This window comes from Pedosphaera parvula Ellin514, from assembly GCF_000172555.1.
Classification (GTDB): Bacteria; Verrucomicrobiota; Verrucomicrobiia; order Limisphaerales; family Pedosphaeraceae; genus Pedosphaera.
Map to the genome: position 1 here is coordinate 52,936 of NZ_ABOX02000035.1, position 17,065 is coordinate 70,000.

Here is a 17,065-nt window from a genome sequence, read left to right on the forward strand (position 1 = left end):
CCTCTCTCGGTTACGGGCCGGCTAGCAGGCAGCAGCTTATTTCTTAACGCGCGCTCTCCTGCCTGTATCCGCCGCTTTCTCACGGCTGAGCTTCTTGCTTCTGGCCTCAGTCGTATTCTGCATCCCTGATTCACTCTTCAGAAGTCTTCCCCTGACTCGGGCACCTTTTTTCTTCGCTCCGGACGTGACCACCTTTGGCCTCACTTCCCGATCCTCAACCTTGCCCAACCGATGCATGATTTCCGGCTTCTTCCGCAAAATCTCCTCCTGATCCCGCTTCAATTGGTAGGTCAGATGCACCCGATTATTTCGAATCGCCGCCTCGATCGCCCGCTGCTCTTCGTTGTTATCCCCCTGTTCCAACAAGCGCAAAAAATACTGCTTCATCATTCCCATAAAAACTCCTGTCATTAAGCTATCATCTCACCCCTTCTGCTTCCACGTGCAAACCCCTTCAAGTACAGCAGGTTGTTTATCCATTGGCCGTGCGCTTTAACCAACTCGACACAACCTTGTGCGCCCCGCATTTCACGTGTAGCTTGCGCAGATATGTTGCCCACGAAAAACGGGTCAATTCGACTATTCAAGCTCGCCGGGATCACGGTGTTTCTGCACTGGTCCTGGTTTATCGCTGGAATATTTTTATTTAAGAGGAGCGGAACTCACTACTCCTCGCTCTTCTGGAACTTTTTGGAGTATGTCTCCCTTTTTCTTATCGTTCTGATGCACGAGTTTGGCCACTCGCTGGCGTGCCGATCGGTTGGTGGCAATTCGGATCAAATTGTTCTCTGGCCGTTAGGGGGTGTCGCTTATGTCGATCCACCTCAACGCCCCGGTGCCATGCTCTGGAGCATTGCCGCCGGTCCCATGGTGAATGTCATGCTGGTCCCCATCCTCCTTGGCCTCTCCATCCTAAGTCAGTCTTTTGGCTGGTATCGATCCTTTCCCGATGTCGCTACACTTATTGCCAAGGTTTCTCAAATGAATATCGGCCTGCTTATATTTAACATGCTGCCCATTTATCCCTTGGATGGCGGTCAGATCTTTCGCTCCCTGCTCTGGTTTATTGTCGGGCGCGCCCGCAGCCTTTTCATTGCCTCGATCTGCGGTCTAATCGGGATGGTTGGCTTGATCGGTTTGCTTGTGCTGATGGTTGTGGTATCTCTGATCGGTGGCGAAAAACTGGACGGTTCCATTGCTTTGCCATTCGTTCTCGGCGTCTTTGTCCTTTTAATTTGCTGGCGCGGCCTCATGGAAGCACGTCTTCTCTCAAAAATAGATAAACTTCCCCGTCGCAAAGGCTTTGCTTGCCCTAGTTGCCACACAGCTCCTCCTTGGGGCGCATTTTGGGTTTGTGGTAATTGTCGATCTCCTTTCGATACCTTCGAGACCAACGCCACCTGTCCCCGTTGTGCCGCTTATTACGGCGAAGCTCCATGCCTCGACTGTGGTCATCGTTATCCCATTCATGAATGGTTCGCCGCGCCGCCAATGCCTCCCAAGGCGGGATAAGAGCCAGCGCCCGGTCAAATTTGCGGCAAGGGATTAAACTGGAGCCGGCTCAAGCTGTGGCTTGGCACATTCCAGGCCCCAGTAGTGGGTGATTGAAGTAAACAGCCCTTCCACAGCCTTAAAATCCACAGGCTTAATCATATAGGCATTCGCACCCATCTCATACGCCTTATCCACATCACCCGGCTGGTCTGAAGAGGAAACGATTACCACCGGAAGTCGTTTCATAAAGGCATCATGTTTGATCCATTCCAGCACCTCAAAACCGGTTTTACGGGGCATCTTGATGTCCATCACAATAAGGCAAGGCAGCGGGAAGTGATTGCGATCCGCATACTTGCCATCTCCCCGCAAATAATGAATCGCCTCCTCTCCATCCGTCACGATTTGCAATGGATTTGGAATATGAGCTCTCTTGAATGCCCGTTTAACGAGGAAAATATCATTAAGATCATCCTCAACCAACAGGACTGTGAATGAACCACCATTATGCATATGAATTTCTTGCAATAATTCCACCTAAACCTAGTCGAACCGTGCCAAAAATCCACTGTCACCGCCTTTTTGCCAGTTGGTATTAACCCTACTCCACCGTCAGATATTCCCTTGAAAACCCCTCGGCCATCACTTCGTTCTTATAACCTCCAAACGCGCACAGGCATAAATCGTGATTCGACAATCGCCCGCTTCGCTGCTAAAACCAGAGGGTGCTAAACGATTCAGCAATCTGGAAGTCATTGAACTCGCCAAGCCGCCTGAGCCTCATTGCCGGGCCTTGCGCGATTGAGAATGAAAAGCTCTGCCTGCGCATCGCCGCATCCCTTAAAAAGACCTGCGATAAACTCGGCATTAATTATATTTTCAAGGCCAGTTACGACAAGGCCAACCGCACCTCCAATCAATCCTTTCGTGGTCTCGGCCTCGAAAATGGACTCCAAATCCTCGCTCGCGTACGAACTGATATTGGCGTCCCGGTTCTGACCGACGTTCACACCGAACAACAAGTCGCCGCCGCGGCTGAGGTCGTGGATGCCTTGCAGATTCCTGCCTTCCTTTGCCGTCAGACCGACCTCATCGCTGCTGCCGCGAAAACCGGCAAAATCGTGAACGTCAAGAAAGGTCAGTTCCTTTCTCCTCAGGAAATGGGCAATGTCGTCAAAAAGGCGGAAGCTGCTGGAACCAAAAAGATTTGCGTCACCGAACGCGGCACCACGTTTGGTTATAACAACCTAGTGGCCGACATGCGTTCCATCCCGATCATGAGCAGGTTCGGCTACCCTGTCATTTTCGACGCCACCCACTCCGTCCAACTCCCCGGCGGCGGCGGTGACAAATCCAGCGGCCAACGTGAATTTGCTCCTGTGCTCGCCCGCTGCGCTCTTATCGCCGGTGCCAATGGCGTCTTCATCGAAACGCATCCTGATCCAGAGCACGCTCTCAGCGATGGTCCGAACATGATTCCGCTTGCCGAAATGCCGAGGCTCCTGGCCAATCTTGTCAAAGTTCACACCCTGGCCCGCGAAGCGAAATGAGTACTCCTGTCACCGAAGCTCTTGTCCACAAGCTCAAGAAGGTCAAACTCTTCGTTTGCGATGTCGATGGCATCCTGACCGATGGCTCTGTTTACATCGGCCAATCCCAGGAGACGAAAAGGTTCGATATCCGCGATGGCTTGGGCATCGTCACTCTTCGCAAGCTGGGTTTCAAAGTCGGCTGGATCTCAAACCGCCCTTCGACTGCCACCACCTTGCGTGCTGAAGAGCTCAAAATCGATTTTCTGGTTCAGAATAAGGGTGGTAAAGTGGCTGAAGTCGAGATCATCCTCGCCGCCACCGGCCTGACTTGGGAGGAAGTCTCGTATATGGGTGATGATATCGTTGACTTGGGAGTGTTGAAGCGCGCTGGTTTCGCCGCTTGCGTTCCCGAAGGCGTGGCCGAGGCTAAAGCAGCCGCTCATTACATTACCAAAGCCACGGGAGGAAACGGCGCCGTTCGGGAAGTCATTGAACTTATCCTGAAGGCGCAGGGCCATTGGGATCGTTTGATTGCCGATTATTCAGCTTGATTGCATGATTTTGAATTTTTTGAAAAAGTGGGTTCTCCTGATACCGATGGCTCTTATCGGCCTCGCTCTTTCCATGATCATGCTCGCCCACGGCCAACCTTCTGCCCAAAGGTTGGTTGCCCGTGATCTCAAGTATCCGGAGCATTACGATGCTCCAAATAAGGGACAGATGAGGAGTTTAACCACGTTTAAGGAGGCCGTGCCTCAGTCCGGTGGATTGCTCTTGGGCACGGGAATGAAAATCGAGTCGTTCCGCACCAACGGCGAACCTGAAACGATTATTGAAGCTCCCGATTGCACTTTCAATACAATAACCAAAAGCGCCTACTCTCCCGGTCCTATTCAAATCCGCACGGCAGATGGCAAAATGCACATCGACGGCATCGGCTTTATTTGGAATACAGCCACCAATAAAGGCGCCACGCTGGGTCTCACCATTTCCAACAAGGTGCACACCATCCTCAACAAGGATCTGATGAAGGAGACGAACGCTGTCTCCACCACAGCTCGCACTAACACCGCCGCAGCGACCACTAACGACTTCCTGCATGTGTATTCCGACCACATGGTCTTCGACCGCCTGATCAATCTAATCACCTATACCGGAAATGTTCGGGTGGAGGATGTTCAACTCGACCTTCTCTGCGACGTGATGACGGTTCAGTTGAAATCCGGAACCAACGGTGGCGTCGATAAAATCGTCGCCGATCGAAACGTGGTGATCATCAATAAATCCCAGGGTGGCAGAACTACTGGAGATCAAGCCGTCTATACGACGCGCGAAGGCCGGCAGGTCGTGGAACTGACCGGCAATCCGCATTGGCAGGAAGGGCCCCGTGAAGGCATAGCCAACCTTTTTGTCTTCGAGCGACTGCCTAACAATATGGGCAACCTGTTGCATGCCATCGGTGACGCCTCCTTGAAAATGCCTTCAAGTGCCATCGGCAAAAGCGGTTTGTTTTTAAGTCAATCCACCTCCGAGACGAACGCTCCCGCAGCTACCAATCATTTCGTTGAAATGTATGCCGATTCCATGACTTTTCTGCAACCGCTCAAAGGCCCGGTCCAGACGATCACTGCTGATAAAAACGTCTTCATTGTGGATCGCGAAAGAAAAAGCCAGGCGACTGGTGGTCACGCTTTTTACGATAGCAACACTGGCCTTTTGGAACTCACAGAAAACGCTCTTTGGCAGGCAGGCCAACACCTGTTTAAAGGCAGCCTCCTGACCTTTAACCAGAAGGAAAACACTTTCGCAGCACGAACCAATGCCTATATGAAGATCCCTGCTTCGGCACTGGGACGTTCCACCCCTTTTCAAACGTCCACAAACTCCACTCTGGTGACCAACCAGTTTATCGAAATTCTTTCAAAATCGTACGAGGCGAAGGATGAACTCCTCACCTTCCATGATCACGTCCAGGCCGCCCTGGTTCAGGGTGAGGCGGTTCTCGGCACACTGGAATGCGAAACTTTAAAGGTTGCCTATGCCACCAATCAGGTAAAGGGCACCACTTCCTCGAAAACAGTTTATGATTTAACCAGCATCATGGCCGAAAAGAACGTCTATGCCCATCAACTCCCTTTCAAAAATCCCCAGGGCCGGAGCATGGAAAAAGAACTCAAATGCGATGAACTTACGATTCAGATGAGACCTGCCACCAATCTGATCCAACAAATTCTCGCCAACCAAAACGTAATGAGTACCCAGATCGATACCGGCTCCAATGGCCTCCCGGTCCGCACCACTCTGACTTCCGAGGTTTTAACGGCAGACTTTTTCCCTTATACTAACCAGGTGGAAACCGCCGTTGCCGAGCGCAAGGTGGTCATCACTCGGGACACAAAGCACAAGGATCTGCATCAGGATGTGATTGTCGCTTACGGAACCAGGGGAACCTACACCGGAACCAATGACCTGATGACACTGACGGGAAGTCCCTTGGTTGTTTCACCCAGTGGCACCTTGAACAGCGAACCGCTGATTCTGGATCGGCGGCATAACAAGGTATTGGCGCCCAATTACAGTTTGAAATTTGTGGTCAAATCGAATGCCCCCGGCGGCCAAACTTCGCCGACCAAAACTGTCGCAAAATAGACCCGTTGGCATTCCAAATCGAAACCTTGATGAATAAAGACAATCCGCAAAAAGAAACTGCCACTACTGAAAATAGCGTGTTGCTGCGGACGGACAAGCTGGTCAAGGCCTATCGGGGACGCCGGGTCGTGAATGGTGTTTCCATCAATGTAAACGCGGGTGAAATTGTTGGACTTCTCGGCCCCAACGGCGCCGGCAAGACCACCTCGTTTAATATGGTCGTAGGGATAGTAAAGCCCGACGAAGGTTCCGTCAGCTATATTGATAAGGAGATCACGCGCATCCCCATGCATCAGCGTGCCCGCCTGGGCATCGGCTACTTGACCCAGGAACCTTCCATTTTCCGCAAGCTGACAGTGGAACAAAATGTCATGGCCATCCTTGAAACCTGCCAGATGAGCTCAGCTGAACGCAAAGTTCGCCTCAAATCGCTCCTGGATGAATTGGATATGGGTCGCCTCGCCAAGAGCATGGCGTACACCTTGAGCGGCGGCGAAAAGCGGCGGCTCGAAATCACCCGCGCACTCGTCACCAGCCCGAAGCTTCTCCTTTTGGACGAACCTTTTGGCGGCATTGATCCCATCGCCGTATATGAAGTTCAGAAGATTATCCGCCGGCTTCGCGACCGGGGTCTGGGAATTTTGATAACGGATCATCACGCTCGCGAGATGCTCAAATTAGTGGATCGCGCCTATCTCATCTACAAAGGCGAAGTCATTTACGAGGGTGAAGCGGATAAATTGGCCAATGACCCCAAAGCCCGGGAAATTTACCTGGGACCCGAATTCAATCTATGACGGATTATGCGGTTTAGCCGGTCAAAATTGCCGCTGGTCATCAAGCCCGAGTTACGGTTATTATTAGACTTGGTACGGGATTAACTTTGGGAACCGAGTAAGTCATGACCCAAGTGCATCCCAGTCCCTGAAGAATGCAACGCGACCTCGTAACAGTCGAGCGGTTTTACACCGAGCAAGCCGGCCCTCTGGAGTTGAAACTCGTGGCTGGCGCCAGCGGTTTGAAACGCATTATTCGTGAACCTACCGTGAACCGTCCCGGATTGGTTCTGACCGGGTTTACCCGTTATTTTGCCAATAAACGCGTTCAAGTGATCGGCAATGCCGAGGCGTTTTATCTCAAATCCCTCACCCCGGAGGAACGGGAACTCCGATACGCCACCTTCTTTAATTTCAAAGTCCCCTGCGTGGTGTTTAGCCGCGACCTGCATCCCGACCGGCAGTTCCTCAAAGCCGCCGAAGAAGCTGATGTTCCCATTTTCCAATGTCCGCTCATCACCATGAAATTCATCAATCTCGCCACTTTGGCTTTGGAGATGATGTTTGCCCCTCATGGAACGGAAATGGGCAGCATGGTGGATATTTTGGGTGTCGGTGTCATCATTAAGGGCGAAAGCGGCATTGGCAAAAGCGAGAGCGTTCTTGCTTTGATCGAACGGGGCTACAGCCTTGTGGCTGACGATATCACCAAGGTCACACTGGTGGACGGTCGTGAAATCATCGGCACCAGTGCCGAACTGACTCGCAACCACATGGAAGTCCGCGGAATTGGTATTATCAATGTCGCTGCCATGTTCGGAGTTAAGAGCATCCGCCGGGAAAAGAAAGTCGACCTCATCGTCAGTTTGAAAGGTTGGAACGAAGTTCCCGATGTGGACCGCGTGGGCATGGATGAAGAATTTGTCCGCATTCTCGATGTGGACATCCCCCACATTACCATTCCCGTCCGGCCAGGCCGGGATCTCGCCCGTTTGATCGAAGTCGCTGCCTTTCAAACCAAGCTCAAAGCTTCCGGCTACAACCCGGCCAAGGAATTAAATGATCGTTTAATTGCCAAGATGGCAGGAGCGAGTAAATTATGAACGTTCAATGGCTGCGGCTCACGATTTAAGTTATAATTCAGTAAGGACCCATGAGTGCAAAAAAAATGGCAGACGGTAATGGAATCATGACCAAAGAATTAATGGTTTCCAATAAGTTGGGCATTCATGCCCGTCCGGCCGCCATGTTCGTCAAGATTGCCAATCGTTTCGATTGTGACATCTTCGTCGAAAAGGACGGGGAAAAGGTAAATGGCAAAAGCATCATGGGACTGATGATGCTAGCGGCCGGACCTGGCAGCAGATTAACCGTGCATGCTCACGGGAGCGACGCTTCGGACGCGATCGCGGAATTGGAATCCTTGCTTCACCGCAAGTTTGACGAGGAATAAGCACCCTGTCGGCACCGGGATACTTAGGCTCTCAGTTTCCGGATTTCTGTCTTGTTTCCAACAAGCGACCTGCCGCTGATTCATTTTGTTCCTTGAACTTTCAATCTTCAACTTTAGTCTTTGGTTATGGCTGGTACTGAACTCGACGTTAATTATGTAGCCAAGCTCGCCCGCATCGCTCTTTCCCCCGAGGAAGAGCAGAAGCTTGGGGCGCAGTTGGGCAATATCCTGGGGTATATCGAAAAGCTGAAGGAATTGGATGTCACAAATGTTGAGCCCACTGCTCACGCCGTCCCGCTCATCAATGTGACCCGCCCGGATGAACCTAAGCCTTCCCTCTCCAACGAGGACGCGCTTCGCAATGCCCCAGCCAAGGCGAACGGCCTCTTTTTGGTTCCAAAAATCGTTGAATAACCTTTCGGGCTCTTCCGGGTATGATCAAAAGCATCGCATTTTTTGTTTATCCCATTACCGACATGGCTCGGTCCCGCAAGTTTTATGAGGATACCCTGGGGCTGAAGCTGGACACCAATTTTGGAGATAAGTGGATCGAATACGACATTGCGGGCGGCACCTTTGCGATTACCAACATGGAGTTCGGCCATCAACCCGGCGCGAAGGGCGGAGCGATTGCGTTTGAGGTGGATGATCTGGACAAGACCGTGGCACAGCTGAAACAAAAGCAGGTTCCGTTCATTTTGGATCCAATGGAGACGCCTGTGTGTCACATGGCGGTAGTGGCTGACCCTGATGGTAACAGCGTTACCATCCATAAACGTAAGAGCTGATTTCTCATGTTAAACCAACTCACAATTTCCGAACTGACAGACAAGCTGGCAAAAAAAGAAGCGAGCGCCAAAGAAACCGTGCAGGCCTGTCTCGACCAGATTCAAAAAGTCGATGGTCAGATCCACGCCTTCCTCAGCTATGATGTTGCTGATGCCCTCGCCCAAGCCGAAGCCGCTGACAAAGCTCTCGCTGCTGGCGAAACCCACGTGCAACGTCCCCTGCTCGGTGTGCCCATCGCCATCAAGGACGTGCTGGCGGTCAAAAATCATCCACTGAATTGCGCTTCCAAAATTCTTGGCAAATTCACCTCTGTTTATGACGCAACGGCTATCGAAAAGCTTAAGGCCGCCGGGGCGGTCGTCTTCGGCCGCTTGAACATGGATGAGTTCGCCATGGGAAGTTCCACCGAAAACTCAGCTTTCGGCGTCACTCGCAATCCTTGGGATACCACCCGCATTCCCGGCGGTTCTTCCGGTGGTTCTGCGGCGTCGGTCGCAGCCGATGAATGCATCGCTTCGTTGGGCACTGATACCGGCGGTTCGATTCGCCAACCCGCTGCACTCTGCGGTTGTGTTGGTCTGAAACCAACCTACGGACGCATTTCACGCTACGGTCTCGTCGCTTTCGCCTCCTCACTTGACCAAATTGGTCCGTTCACAAAGGACGTGCGTGACTCAGCCACTTTGCTGGAAGTCATGAGCGGTATCGATCATCGCGACTCCACCAGTGTCCCGCAGCCGGTCCCCCACTATCACACGGCCCTCAATGGCAACATCAAGGGCCTGAAGATCGGCCTGCCAAAGGAATACATGATCGGTGGTCTTGATCCCCAGGTGAATGCCGCCGTTCAAGCGGCGGTGCAGCAACTCCAGAAGCTCGGTGCTGAAGTGGTTGAAATCAGCTTGCCTCACACTGATTATGCGGTGGCCACTTACTACATCATCGCCACTGCCGAAGCGAGCGCCAACCTCGCCCGCTTTGATGGCATCCGTTACGGTGCTCGTATCGACGGCAAAGATCCCATCGAGCTCTATTCCAAAACCCGCGGTGCTGGTTTTGGCCCTGAAGTGAAACGCCGCATTATCCTCGGCACCTACGTTCTCAGCAGCGGATATTACGATGCCTATTACCTGCGCGCCCAAAAGGTCCGCACTCTTATTCGCCAGGACTTCCTCAAAGCTTTCGAAAAGGTGGATGCCATTGTCACACCCACCACGCCAACCGCCGCCTTCAAAATCGGAGAAAAATCCGACGATCCCCTGCAGATGTATCTCTCGGACATTTTCACCATCTCCTGCAACCTGGCAGGCATTTGCGGCTTGAGCCTTCCTTGTGGCTTTACCACCAGTCCAAAGCTGCCCATTGGCCTGCAATTGCTCGGCAAACCGTTCGGAGAAGAAACCATTCTCAAAATCGCCCATGCCTATGAGCAATCCACAAGCTGGCACAAAGAGAAGGCGCCGTTAAAGTAACTTGTTATGGAATACGAAGCTGTCATCGGTCTGGAAACACACGTCCAGCTTAAGACGAAATCCAAAATGTGGTGTGGTTGCGCCAACGAATTTGGTGCGTCACCTAACACCAACGTTTGCCCTGTCTGCCTAGGCATGCCTGGCGTTCTGCCGGTTGCAAATGATGAAGCGTTGCGTCTGACGGTTCTAACGGGTTATCTGCTCAATTGCAGCATCCCGCGGTACGCCAAGTTCGATCGCAAGAACTACTTTTATCCCGACGCCTCCAAAAATTATCAAATCACTCAGTACGACAAGCCTTCCACTGCGAATGGCTATGTCGAATTCGAGTTCCAGGGCGGAATGTCACGTGTGCGCATTACCCGCGCGCATCTTGAGGAAGACGTTGGCAAGAATTTCCATTTTGATCGCAACAGCGGCGTCGATTTTAATCGTGCTGGCGTTCCACTCCTCGAAATTGTTTCCGAGCCCGATCTGACCAGCGCCGATATGGCTTATGATTATCTCAATGCTCTTAAGGACATTTTGATTTACGGGGGTGTCAGCGATTGCGATATGGAAAAAGGGATGGTTCGTTGCGACGTCAATGTCAGCGTTCGTCCGAAGGGCCAGAAAGAACTCGGCGCCAAGATCGAAATTAAAAACATGAACAGCTTCAGCGGCGCCCGGAAAGCTCTGGAGTATGAGATTCCCCGCCAAATTGAAGTCCTTACAAAAGGAGGCAAGCTCACACAGGAAACTCGTCGTTGGGATGATGTCGCCGGCATCACTGAAACCATGCGCTCGAAAGAACAGGCTCATGATTACCGCTATTTCCCTGAACCCGATCTGATGCCATTCGAACCGGCTGAGCCTTGGCTGGAAGAAGTCAATAAGCGAGTCGTCGAACTTCCCCTCGCCCGGAAAACCCGCTTTATGGCCGATTACGAACTACCCGCGCCCGATGCGGAAACATTTGTGAACGATGTTCCATTGGGTGACTATTTCGAAAAAGCTGTTGCCGGTGCTGGCAACCGCAAGGCTGTTGCAAACTGGGTGATCAACAATCTGCGCGCAAAAATCACTGAAACCCAAACCTCGCTCGCAGATGTAAAGATCAAGCCGACTGATATCCCTGAGTTGGTGGCGTTGGTGGATAGCGGCAAAATTAGCAGCAAGATCGCCCAGGATGTCTTCGCCGAAATGTTTGCATCCGGCGATGCTCCTGCCCAAATCGTTGAAAAGAAAGGACTGGCCCAGGTCAGTGACACCGGAGCCATTGAGAAATTCTGCGATGAAGTCATTGCGGCCAATCCAAAACCGGTCGAGGATTACAAGAGTGGAAAAGTTGCCGCTCTGAATTCTCTCAAAGGCCAGGTCATGAAGCTGAGCAAAGGCAAGGCAAACCCGGCTCTCGTCGGCGAAATCTTGGAAAAGAAGCTGAGAGGCTGATTCTCCCGCTTCTTCGATAAGTCCGATATTGAGCGCTGCTATGAATCCCGAAAACCTCACGAAAGAAGCTATCCTGAAGGCGTTTCAAGCTCTCTCCGATGAACTGGCGAGATTGAATACAAAAGGAGAACTTTGCTTATTCGGTGGCACTGTGATGGTATTGGCATTTTCTGCGCGGGTGGCGACCAAGGATGTCGACGCAATCTTTCAACCCACTCAGATTCTTCGAGAAGCTGCAGCCAGGGTTGCAGAAGCTAATCAATTGCCCTTGGATTGGCTAAACGATGGAGTTAAAGACTTCGTTTCTGCCCAACATAAAACTATTCAGGGGAATCTGCCCCAATTCCCAAACTTGCGTCTGGTAATGCCTACACCGGAGTATTTGCTTGCCATGAAATGCATGGCCTCTCGCATCGATACGCTTCAAAAGGATGGCGGGGATGTTCGAGACATAATCTTCCTTATCCGCCATTTGAATCTGAGCAGCGCGGCTGCTGTGATGAACATCATCTCAAGCTACTACCCACCCAACCAAATCCCTGTTAAAGCTCAGTATTTGGTGGAATCCTTGTTCGAGGAGGAGAGAATATGAGACCAAAAAGTTTAGCTGAAGTGGCTGAGTTAACCCTCAATGGAGGTTCTTTCGACTTAAGTTTAAAAAACTTCCTGGACGAGTTTTATGCCCATCCTAGTTTCGAGGCTCTTGCCACTGAACCCAAGCGGTTGAGCGGAGCCTTTTCTGATATCGGTTTGGTTCAAGATGCTTATCTGGCAGCCACCGCCGAATCGCTCGGGAACCAAGCTGGCATCAACACGCCGGATTGGGCGTACGCAGAAAGCCGAAAATTAAGCCGCCCATGGTTTGCTCTGGAATATGCCTCACTTCGAGCTCTGCTGCTTTGGGAAAGCCCGGCCGCCTTCCGTTCTCGCAATCTTTTTGTTAGCAACAATGCTCTAACCCGCGCGTAGGACTTTGCATGGTGCCTTGACCCGTTTTCCTTATCCTGATACCACCTCCACAATCAAAATCGAAGACAACAAAATTTATGCCCTCAAAACAAATCATTAAACCCGCCAAGTCTGCACCTGCAGTTGGTCCTTACAATCACGCGGTCCGCATCGGCGACCTCCTTTTTTGCGCCGGTCAGATCCCTCTCGATCCAGCCACTGGCAATCTCGTTGCCGGGGACATCAAGGCTCAAACTGAACGCGTCCTCGAAAACGTTAAGACCATTTTGGACGACCAGAAGCTTACCTTTGCGAACGTGGTGAAAAGCACCGTATTCCTGACCAACCTGGCTGATTTCGCTGGAATGAACGAAATTTACTCCAAGTATTTCACCAGCGATTTCCCGGCGCGGTCCACCATCCAGGTCGCCGCCCTGCCCCGCGCTGCCAGCGTGGAAATCGAAGTCATCGCCCACTATTAATTCCACTTTGCCCGCGATAAAAATCGTGGCAGGATAACAATCCATGGTTCAGGCCGTGGATTGTTTTTTGTTTGAACGCAGACAAACCAAAATGTCGCCCGTAACTTTATTAATCGTTGGATTGCTAATTGGAGTCGCCCTTGGCTGTGTGATCGGCTGGCTGGCTGGATCACGGCGCAGTGCTGCCGCTCCACAGGATGCGAGGTTGGAAAACGAACTGCGCCAACAACTCTCTCAACGGGAGACCGAACTGGCCCGGCAACGGGAACAACTCACAAAACTAAATGCCGCCTGTGCTGCCGCCGAAGCACAAAAACATTCCGCTGAGAAACTTCTCGCAGAACAGCGGGAGGTGCACGAACACGCCCTGAAAGAAGCCAAAGCCACACAAGATAAAGCGCTCGGCGATCTGCGTGAAACCTTTAAAGCACTCAGCGCCGATGCCCTCAAGCAAACCCATCCTGAGTTTCTTAGACTGGCGAACGAGACACTCGCCAAATTCCAGGAAACCGCCAAAGGGGACCTCTCGCAGCGTCAAGAGTCCATTAAAACCCTGGTTAAACCACTTGAAGAACAACTCAAGATATACCAGCAGCGACTGGCTCAAAGTGAAACCAGTCAGTCCAGCGCTCTTGGTGAAGTAAAAAAACACTTGGAAACCTTGGCTCTGCAAAGCCAATCACTATCAAGCGAAACTCTGCAATTGCGCCGCGTTCTCAGTTCCAACCAGGCACGTGGGCGCTGGGGTGAAGAAACATTACGGCGAGTCATCGAAGCCGCTGGCATGAGCGCACACTGTGACTTCAGTGAGCAAATCCAGTCTGGCGATAGCAAACCAGATCTAATTGTTCGTTTGCCCGGTGACCGCATCATTATTGTTGACGCCAAGGTACCTGAAATCGATTTCCTGACGGCCATTGATAATGCAGATACCATCAAACGAACCGAGGCTCTGGCTGCACACGCTAAAAAGCTGAAGGAAACCATCAAGGCTCTTGGCGATCGTGACTACCCGCGCGAATTTCCAAATGCACTGGATTATGTGGTCCTCTTTCTACCGGCAGAATCACTCTTTAGCGCTGCCCTCGAAGGAGATCATGATTTAATAGTATGGGCCGCGACCAAACGCATCATGATCGCCACACCGGCATCACTCATTGCTCTTCTCCGTTCGGTAAGCGTCAGTTGGCAACAACATGCCCAATCAGAAAATGCTCGCTCGATCGCTGAAGCGGCGCAGGAATTATATGCGCGCATTGCCAAATTTACTGAACATTTCGACAATATCCGCAAAGGATTGGAACGTGCAAACAGCGCTTTCAATGATGCAGTAGGTAGCTATGACCGAATGGTGCGTCCAAGCGGAGAAAAACTTTCAAAACTAAGTGGCGGAACAAATGGCAAAGAGCTTGTCGAAGTTGAGTTTCTGGAAAACCGTTTGAGATTGCCTCCAAACCAGTAGGCGTCAATTCCTCGTCAATCGCATTAACTTCTCCTCAGAAAATCTTCGCGATAGCCCTCTAGACAAAATCAATCCCTGATCGCCGAACTTCACTTAAACCGTATGTTGGTGATGGCGCTAACCTCTTTGCGAAGGCTGAGCTGTAGTAAGATTTGAAAGACCCCAAGCAAGAAATCCAAAAACAAAAAACCCGGTTTTCCATGCAAGGATGAAAACCGGGTTTAGTTTGAAAGAATCTGGCGGCAACCTACTCTCGCGCAAGCTATACAGGCACTACCATCGGCAAGACTGTGTTTGACGGCCGAGTTCGGGATGGGATCGGGTCGGGCCACAGCTTTATGACCACCAAAAAGTCGTTGGGGGAGGTGCGGGAGTGTTGAGGTCCCTTTCTTTCGTGCACCACCGCCTAAAATATATTTAAAAAGAACAGTTTACCAAGGAGAGGTTCCCTGAAAACTACACACAGGATCTTATTATGGATTTTATCAATTAGTTCGCGAGTCAAAAGCTTGATTCTTGTAAAAGAATAAGCAATCAAGCCGCACGACCGATTAGTATTAGTCCGCTAAACGCCTTGCAGCGCTTGCACGCCTAACCTATCAACCACGTGGTCTACATGGGGTCTTTAGGGAGCTTAGAGCTCCGGGAAACAATATCTTGGGATGAGCTTGGCACTTAGATGCTTTCAGCGCTTATCTCTTCCGCACATGGCTACGCAACGATGCTTCTGACGAAACAATTGCCACACCAGAAGTGCGTCAAACCCGGTCCTCTCGTACTAAGGTTTGAACCCCTCAAGTTTCCTGCGCCCACAGTGGATAAGGACCGAACTGTCTCACGACGTTCTGAACCCAGCTCGCGTACCGCTTTAACCGGCGAACAGCCGGACCCTTGGGACCTTCTCCAGCCCCAGGATGCGATGAGCCGACATCGAGGTGCCAAACCGGATCGTCGATATGAACTCTTGGATCCGATCAGCCTGTTATCCCTAGCGTACCTTTTGTCCGTTGAGCGATGGCAATTCCACATTAAACCATCGGATCATTTGGGCCTACTTTCGTATCTGCTCGACTTGTAGGTCTCGCAGTTAAGCACTCTTCTACCCATACGCTCGACGCATAGTTGCCAACCATGCTGAGAGTACCTTAGCGCTCCTCCGTTACTCTTTGGGAGGAAACCGCCCCAGTCAAACTGACCCGCAGACACTGTCCCCCACCTGGCTAACAGGTTGGGGTTAGAATCCTAATTAACGAAGAGTGGTGTTTCACATTGCGACTCTGGCGCAACCGAAGCCACGCCTTCAAAGTCTCCCACCTACGCTAAGCATCATTAATCAGAACACAATATCAGCTTACAGTAAAGGTGCATAGGGTCTTTCCGTCCTACTGCGGGCAGGCGGCATCTTCACCGCCGTTACAATTTCGCCGAGATCCTCTCCGAGACAGCGGTTCAGTCGTTACACGATTCGTGCAGGTCGGAACTTACCCGACAAGGAATTTCGCTACCTTAGGACCGTTATAGTTACGGCCGACATTCACGGGGACTTTGGCTCCGAGCTTCGCTCTTGCGAGCTAACAAGTCACCTTGATCTTTCCGCATTGGTCACGTGTCACACCCTATACGTCGTCTTCACGACTTGGCAGAGTGCTGTGTTTTTGTTAAACAGTCGCTAAACCCAATTTACTGAGAACCACCGAAGTGGTCACCCCTTCTCCCGAAGTTACGGGGCTATTTTGCCGAGTTCCTTAGAGAGGTTTCTCTCGCGCGCCTTAGTCTATTCGACTCACCCACCTGTGTCGGTTTACGGTACGGGCGACTGGGGAAACGAAGGGAGTCTTTTCTCGGCACCTTGTCCGGTGATGCGCTTCGGCCGAAGCCTAGGCTCAGTCTTTCGATGACTTAGTCACTTTTCTCGATGCGTCAACTCCAATCTTAATCCCAGCCGGTGCAGGAATATTTAACCTGCTGTGCATCCACTACGCCTTACGGCCTCGTGTTAGCTCCCGACTAACCCTGGGAGGACGAACCTGGCCCAGGAAACCTTGGGTTTACGGCGACCAGAATTCTCATCTGGTTTATCGCTACTCATGTCTGCATTCTCACTAACGCACGCTCCACCGTCCTTTACAGTAAGGCTTCACGGCATGCATTACGCTCTCCTACCACTCCAGAAAGTCGAAACTCTCTGGAATCCGCAGCTTCGGTATATAGTTTAATCGCCAATCATTTTCGGCGCGACATCGCTCGATGAGTCAGCTATTACGCACTGTTTAAATGATGGCTGCCTCTAAGCCAACATCCTCACTGTCTATGCAACGTCACATCCTTTCCACTTAACTATATTTAGGCACCTTAGCTGGCGATCTGGGCTGTTGCCCTCTCGGCCACGAAGCTTATCCCTCGCGGCCTGACTGCTGGAATACTGGGATCCATGGTATTCGGAGTTTGATTGGTTTTGGTAACCTGGTGGGGTTCCTAAGCCATCCAGTGCTCTACCTCCATGGAGTACTTATCCAACGCTAGCCCTCAAGCTATTTCGGAGAGAACCAGCTATCACGGGGTTTGATTAGTCTTTCG

17 protein-coding genes and 2 rRNA genes (1 of these 19 cut by a window edge) are annotated in these 17,065 nt (G+C 51.5%); 15 read left to right on the plus strand and 4 right to left on the minus strand.

Annotated features, from left to right (window positions below; all coding sequences use genetic code 11):
* Positions 1-36 precede the first annotated feature (36 nt).
* A complete protein-coding gene (locus CFLAV_RS22090) occupies positions 37-411 on the minus strand; it encodes a hypothetical protein (RefSeq protein ID WP_040549775.1) in 375 nt (124 codons plus the stop codon).
* Positions 412-549: 138 nt separating this feature from the next.
* Between CFLAV_RS22090 and CFLAV_RS22095 the strand changes: the two genes are divergently transcribed.
* Positions 550-1,512 carry a site-2 protease family protein gene (locus CFLAV_RS22095; RefSeq protein ID WP_007417070.1) on the plus strand — a complete coding sequence of 321 codons (963 nt, stop codon included), beginning with the start codon at positions 550-552 and terminating at the stop codon, positions 1,510-1,512.
* 33 nt (positions 1,513-1,545) lie between these two features.
* Here CFLAV_RS22095 and CFLAV_RS22100 read toward each other — a convergent pair whose 3' ends face one another.
* Positions 1,546-2,007: a response regulator gene (locus CFLAV_RS22100; protein ID WP_007417071.1), complete on the minus strand. Its 462-nt coding sequence runs from the start codon at positions 2,005-2,007 to the stop codon at positions 1,546-1,548.
* 242 nt (positions 2,008-2,249) lie between these two features.
* On the opposite strand from CFLAV_RS22100, the gene kdsA reads away from it, so the two are divergent.
* The 14 genes from kdsA to CFLAV_RS22170 all read left to right on the plus strand — a co-directional run bounded on the left by kdsA (position 2,250) and on the right by CFLAV_RS22170 (position 14,488).
* The gene (kdsA, locus tag CFLAV_RS22105) at positions 2,250-3,044 is read left to right on the plus strand and encodes a 3-deoxy-8-phosphooctulonate synthase (RefSeq protein ID WP_202796941.1); all 795 of its coding nucleotides are present in this window, start codon (positions 2,250-2,252) and stop codon (positions 3,042-3,044) included.
* Positions 3,041-3,577, plus strand: a complete 537-nt coding sequence (locus CFLAV_RS22110; RefSeq protein ID WP_007417073.1) for a KdsC family phosphatase — start codon at positions 3,041-3,043, stop codon at positions 3,575-3,577. The genes kdsA and CFLAV_RS22110 overlap by 4 nt, the downstream gene beginning before the upstream one ends.
* Positions 3,578-3,581: 4 nt before the next feature.
* Positions 3,582-5,675 (plus strand): LptA/OstA family protein, encoded by a 2,094-nt coding sequence (locus CFLAV_RS22115; protein ID WP_007417074.1) that lies wholly within the window; start codon positions 3,582-3,584, stop codon positions 5,673-5,675.
* A gap of 29 nt (positions 5,676-5,704) precedes the next feature.
* Positions 5,705-6,472 carry an LPS export ABC transporter ATP-binding protein gene (lptB, locus tag CFLAV_RS22120; protein WP_007417075.1) on the plus strand — a complete coding sequence of 256 codons (768 nt, stop codon included), beginning with the start codon at positions 5,705-5,707 and terminating at the stop codon, positions 6,470-6,472.
* 134 nt (positions 6,473-6,606) lie between these two features.
* On the plus strand, positions 6,607-7,554 hold the full coding sequence (hprK, locus tag CFLAV_RS22125) for an HPr(Ser) kinase/phosphatase (protein WP_007417076.1): 948 nt from the start codon (positions 6,607-6,609) through the stop codon (positions 7,552-7,554).
* A gap of 50 nt (positions 7,555-7,604) precedes the next feature.
* Positions 7,605-7,904, plus strand: coding sequence for an HPr family phosphocarrier protein (locus CFLAV_RS22130; protein ID WP_007417077.1), 300 nt, complete (start codon positions 7,605-7,607; stop codon positions 7,902-7,904).
* A gap of 126 nt (positions 7,905-8,030) precedes the next feature.
* On the plus strand, positions 8,031-8,318 hold the full coding sequence (gene gatC, locus CFLAV_RS22135) for an Asp-tRNA(Asn)/Glu-tRNA(Gln) amidotransferase subunit GatC (RefSeq protein WP_007417078.1): 288 nt from the start codon (positions 8,031-8,033) through the stop codon (positions 8,316-8,318).
* Positions 8,319-8,338: 20 nt separating this feature from the next.
* Entirely contained in the window at positions 8,339-8,692 is a 354-nt protein-coding gene (locus CFLAV_RS22140) for a VOC family protein (protein ID WP_007417079.1), read from the plus strand.
* A 6-nt stretch (positions 8,693-8,698) separates the two neighbouring features.
* Complete coding sequence (gene gatA, locus CFLAV_RS22145; protein ID WP_007417080.1) at positions 8,699-10,165, plus strand: Asp-tRNA(Asn)/Glu-tRNA(Gln) amidotransferase subunit GatA; 1,467 nt, start codon at positions 8,699-8,701, stop codon at positions 10,163-10,165.
* Positions 10,166-10,171: 6 nt separating this feature from the next.
* Positions 10,172-11,596 (plus strand): Asp-tRNA(Asn)/Glu-tRNA(Gln) amidotransferase subunit GatB, encoded by a 1,425-nt coding sequence (gene gatB / locus CFLAV_RS22150; protein ID WP_007417081.1) that lies wholly within the window; start codon positions 10,172-10,174, stop codon positions 11,594-11,596.
* Between the two features lie 40 nt (positions 11,597-11,636).
* Positions 11,637-12,188, plus strand: a complete 552-nt coding sequence (locus tag CFLAV_RS22155) for a DUF6036 family nucleotidyltransferase (protein ID WP_007417082.1) — start codon at positions 11,637-11,639, stop codon at positions 12,186-12,188.
* A complete protein-coding gene (locus CFLAV_RS22160) occupies positions 12,185-12,565 on the plus strand; it encodes a hypothetical protein (RefSeq protein WP_007417083.1) in 381 nt (126 codons plus the stop codon). The genes CFLAV_RS22155 and CFLAV_RS22160 overlap by 4 nt, the downstream gene beginning before the upstream one ends.
* A 77-nt stretch (positions 12,566-12,642) precedes the next feature.
* On the plus strand, positions 12,643-13,026 hold the full coding sequence (locus CFLAV_RS22165; RefSeq protein WP_007417084.1) for a RidA family protein: 384 nt from the start codon (positions 12,643-12,645) through the stop codon (positions 13,024-13,026).
* A 43-nt stretch (positions 13,027-13,069) separates the two neighbouring features.
* Positions 13,070-14,488, plus strand: a complete 1,419-nt coding sequence (locus CFLAV_RS22170) for a DNA recombination protein RmuC (protein ID WP_007417085.1) — start codon at positions 13,070-13,072, stop codon at positions 14,486-14,488.
* Positions 14,489-14,722: 234 nt separating this feature from the next.
* Here CFLAV_RS22170 and rrf read toward each other — a convergent pair.
* Both rrf and CFLAV_RS22180 read right to left on the minus strand, forming a co-directional pair.
* Positions 14,723-14,838: ribosomal RNA gene (gene rrf, locus CFLAV_RS22175) — 5S ribosomal RNA — on the minus strand.
* A gap of 180 nt (positions 14,839-15,018) precedes the next feature.
* Positions 15,019-17,065 (minus strand): 23S ribosomal RNA (locus CFLAV_RS22180) (it continues 819 nt past the right edge of the window).

Coding starts and splice junctions, on each gene's coding strand:
- CFLAV_RS22090 (WP_040549775.1), bottom strand. CDS start 411: ATGACAGGAGTTTTTATGGGAATGATGAAGCAGTATTTTTTGCGCTTG.
- CFLAV_RS22095 (WP_007417070.1), top strand. CDS start 550: ATGTTGCCCACGAAAAACGGGTCAATTCGACTATTCAAGCTCGCCGGG.
- CFLAV_RS22100 (WP_007417071.1), bottom strand. CDS start 2,007: ATGCATAATGGTGGTTCATTCACAGTCCTGTTGGTTGAGGATGATCTT.
- CFLAV_RS22110 (WP_007417073.1), top strand. CDS start 3,041: ATGAGTACTCCTGTCACCGAAGCTCTTGTCCACAAGCTCAAGAAGGTC.
- CFLAV_RS22115 (WP_007417074.1), top strand. CDS start 3,582: ATGATTTTGAATTTTTTGAAAAAGTGGGTTCTCCTGATACCGATGGCT.
- lptB (WP_007417075.1), top strand. CDS start 5,705: ATGAATAAAGACAATCCGCAAAAAGAAACTGCCACTACTGAAAATAGC.
- hprK (WP_007417076.1), top strand. CDS start 6,607: ATGCAACGCGACCTCGTAACAGTCGAGCGGTTTTACACCGAGCAAGCC.
- CFLAV_RS22130 (WP_007417077.1), top strand. CDS start 7,605: ATGAGTGCAAAAAAAATGGCAGACGGTAATGGAATCATGACCAAAGAA.
- gatC (WP_007417078.1), top strand. CDS start 8,031: ATGGCTGGTACTGAACTCGACGTTAATTATGTAGCCAAGCTCGCCCGC.
- CFLAV_RS22140 (WP_007417079.1), top strand. CDS start 8,339: ATGATCAAAAGCATCGCATTTTTTGTTTATCCCATTACCGACATGGCT.
- gatA (WP_007417080.1), top strand. CDS start 8,699: ATGTTAAACCAACTCACAATTTCCGAACTGACAGACAAGCTGGCAAAA.
- gatB (WP_007417081.1), top strand. CDS start 10,172: ATGGAATACGAAGCTGTCATCGGTCTGGAAACACACGTCCAGCTTAAG.
- CFLAV_RS22155 (WP_007417082.1), top strand. CDS start 11,637: ATGAATCCCGAAAACCTCACGAAAGAAGCTATCCTGAAGGCGTTTCAA.
- CFLAV_RS22160 (WP_007417083.1), top strand. CDS start 12,185: ATGAGACCAAAAAGTTTAGCTGAAGTGGCTGAGTTAACCCTCAATGGA.
- CFLAV_RS22165 (WP_007417084.1), top strand. CDS start 12,643: ATGCCCTCAAAACAAATCATTAAACCCGCCAAGTCTGCACCTGCAGTT.
- CFLAV_RS22170 (WP_007417085.1), top strand. CDS start 13,070: ATGGTTCAGGCCGTGGATTGTTTTTTGTTTGAACGCAGACAAACCAAA.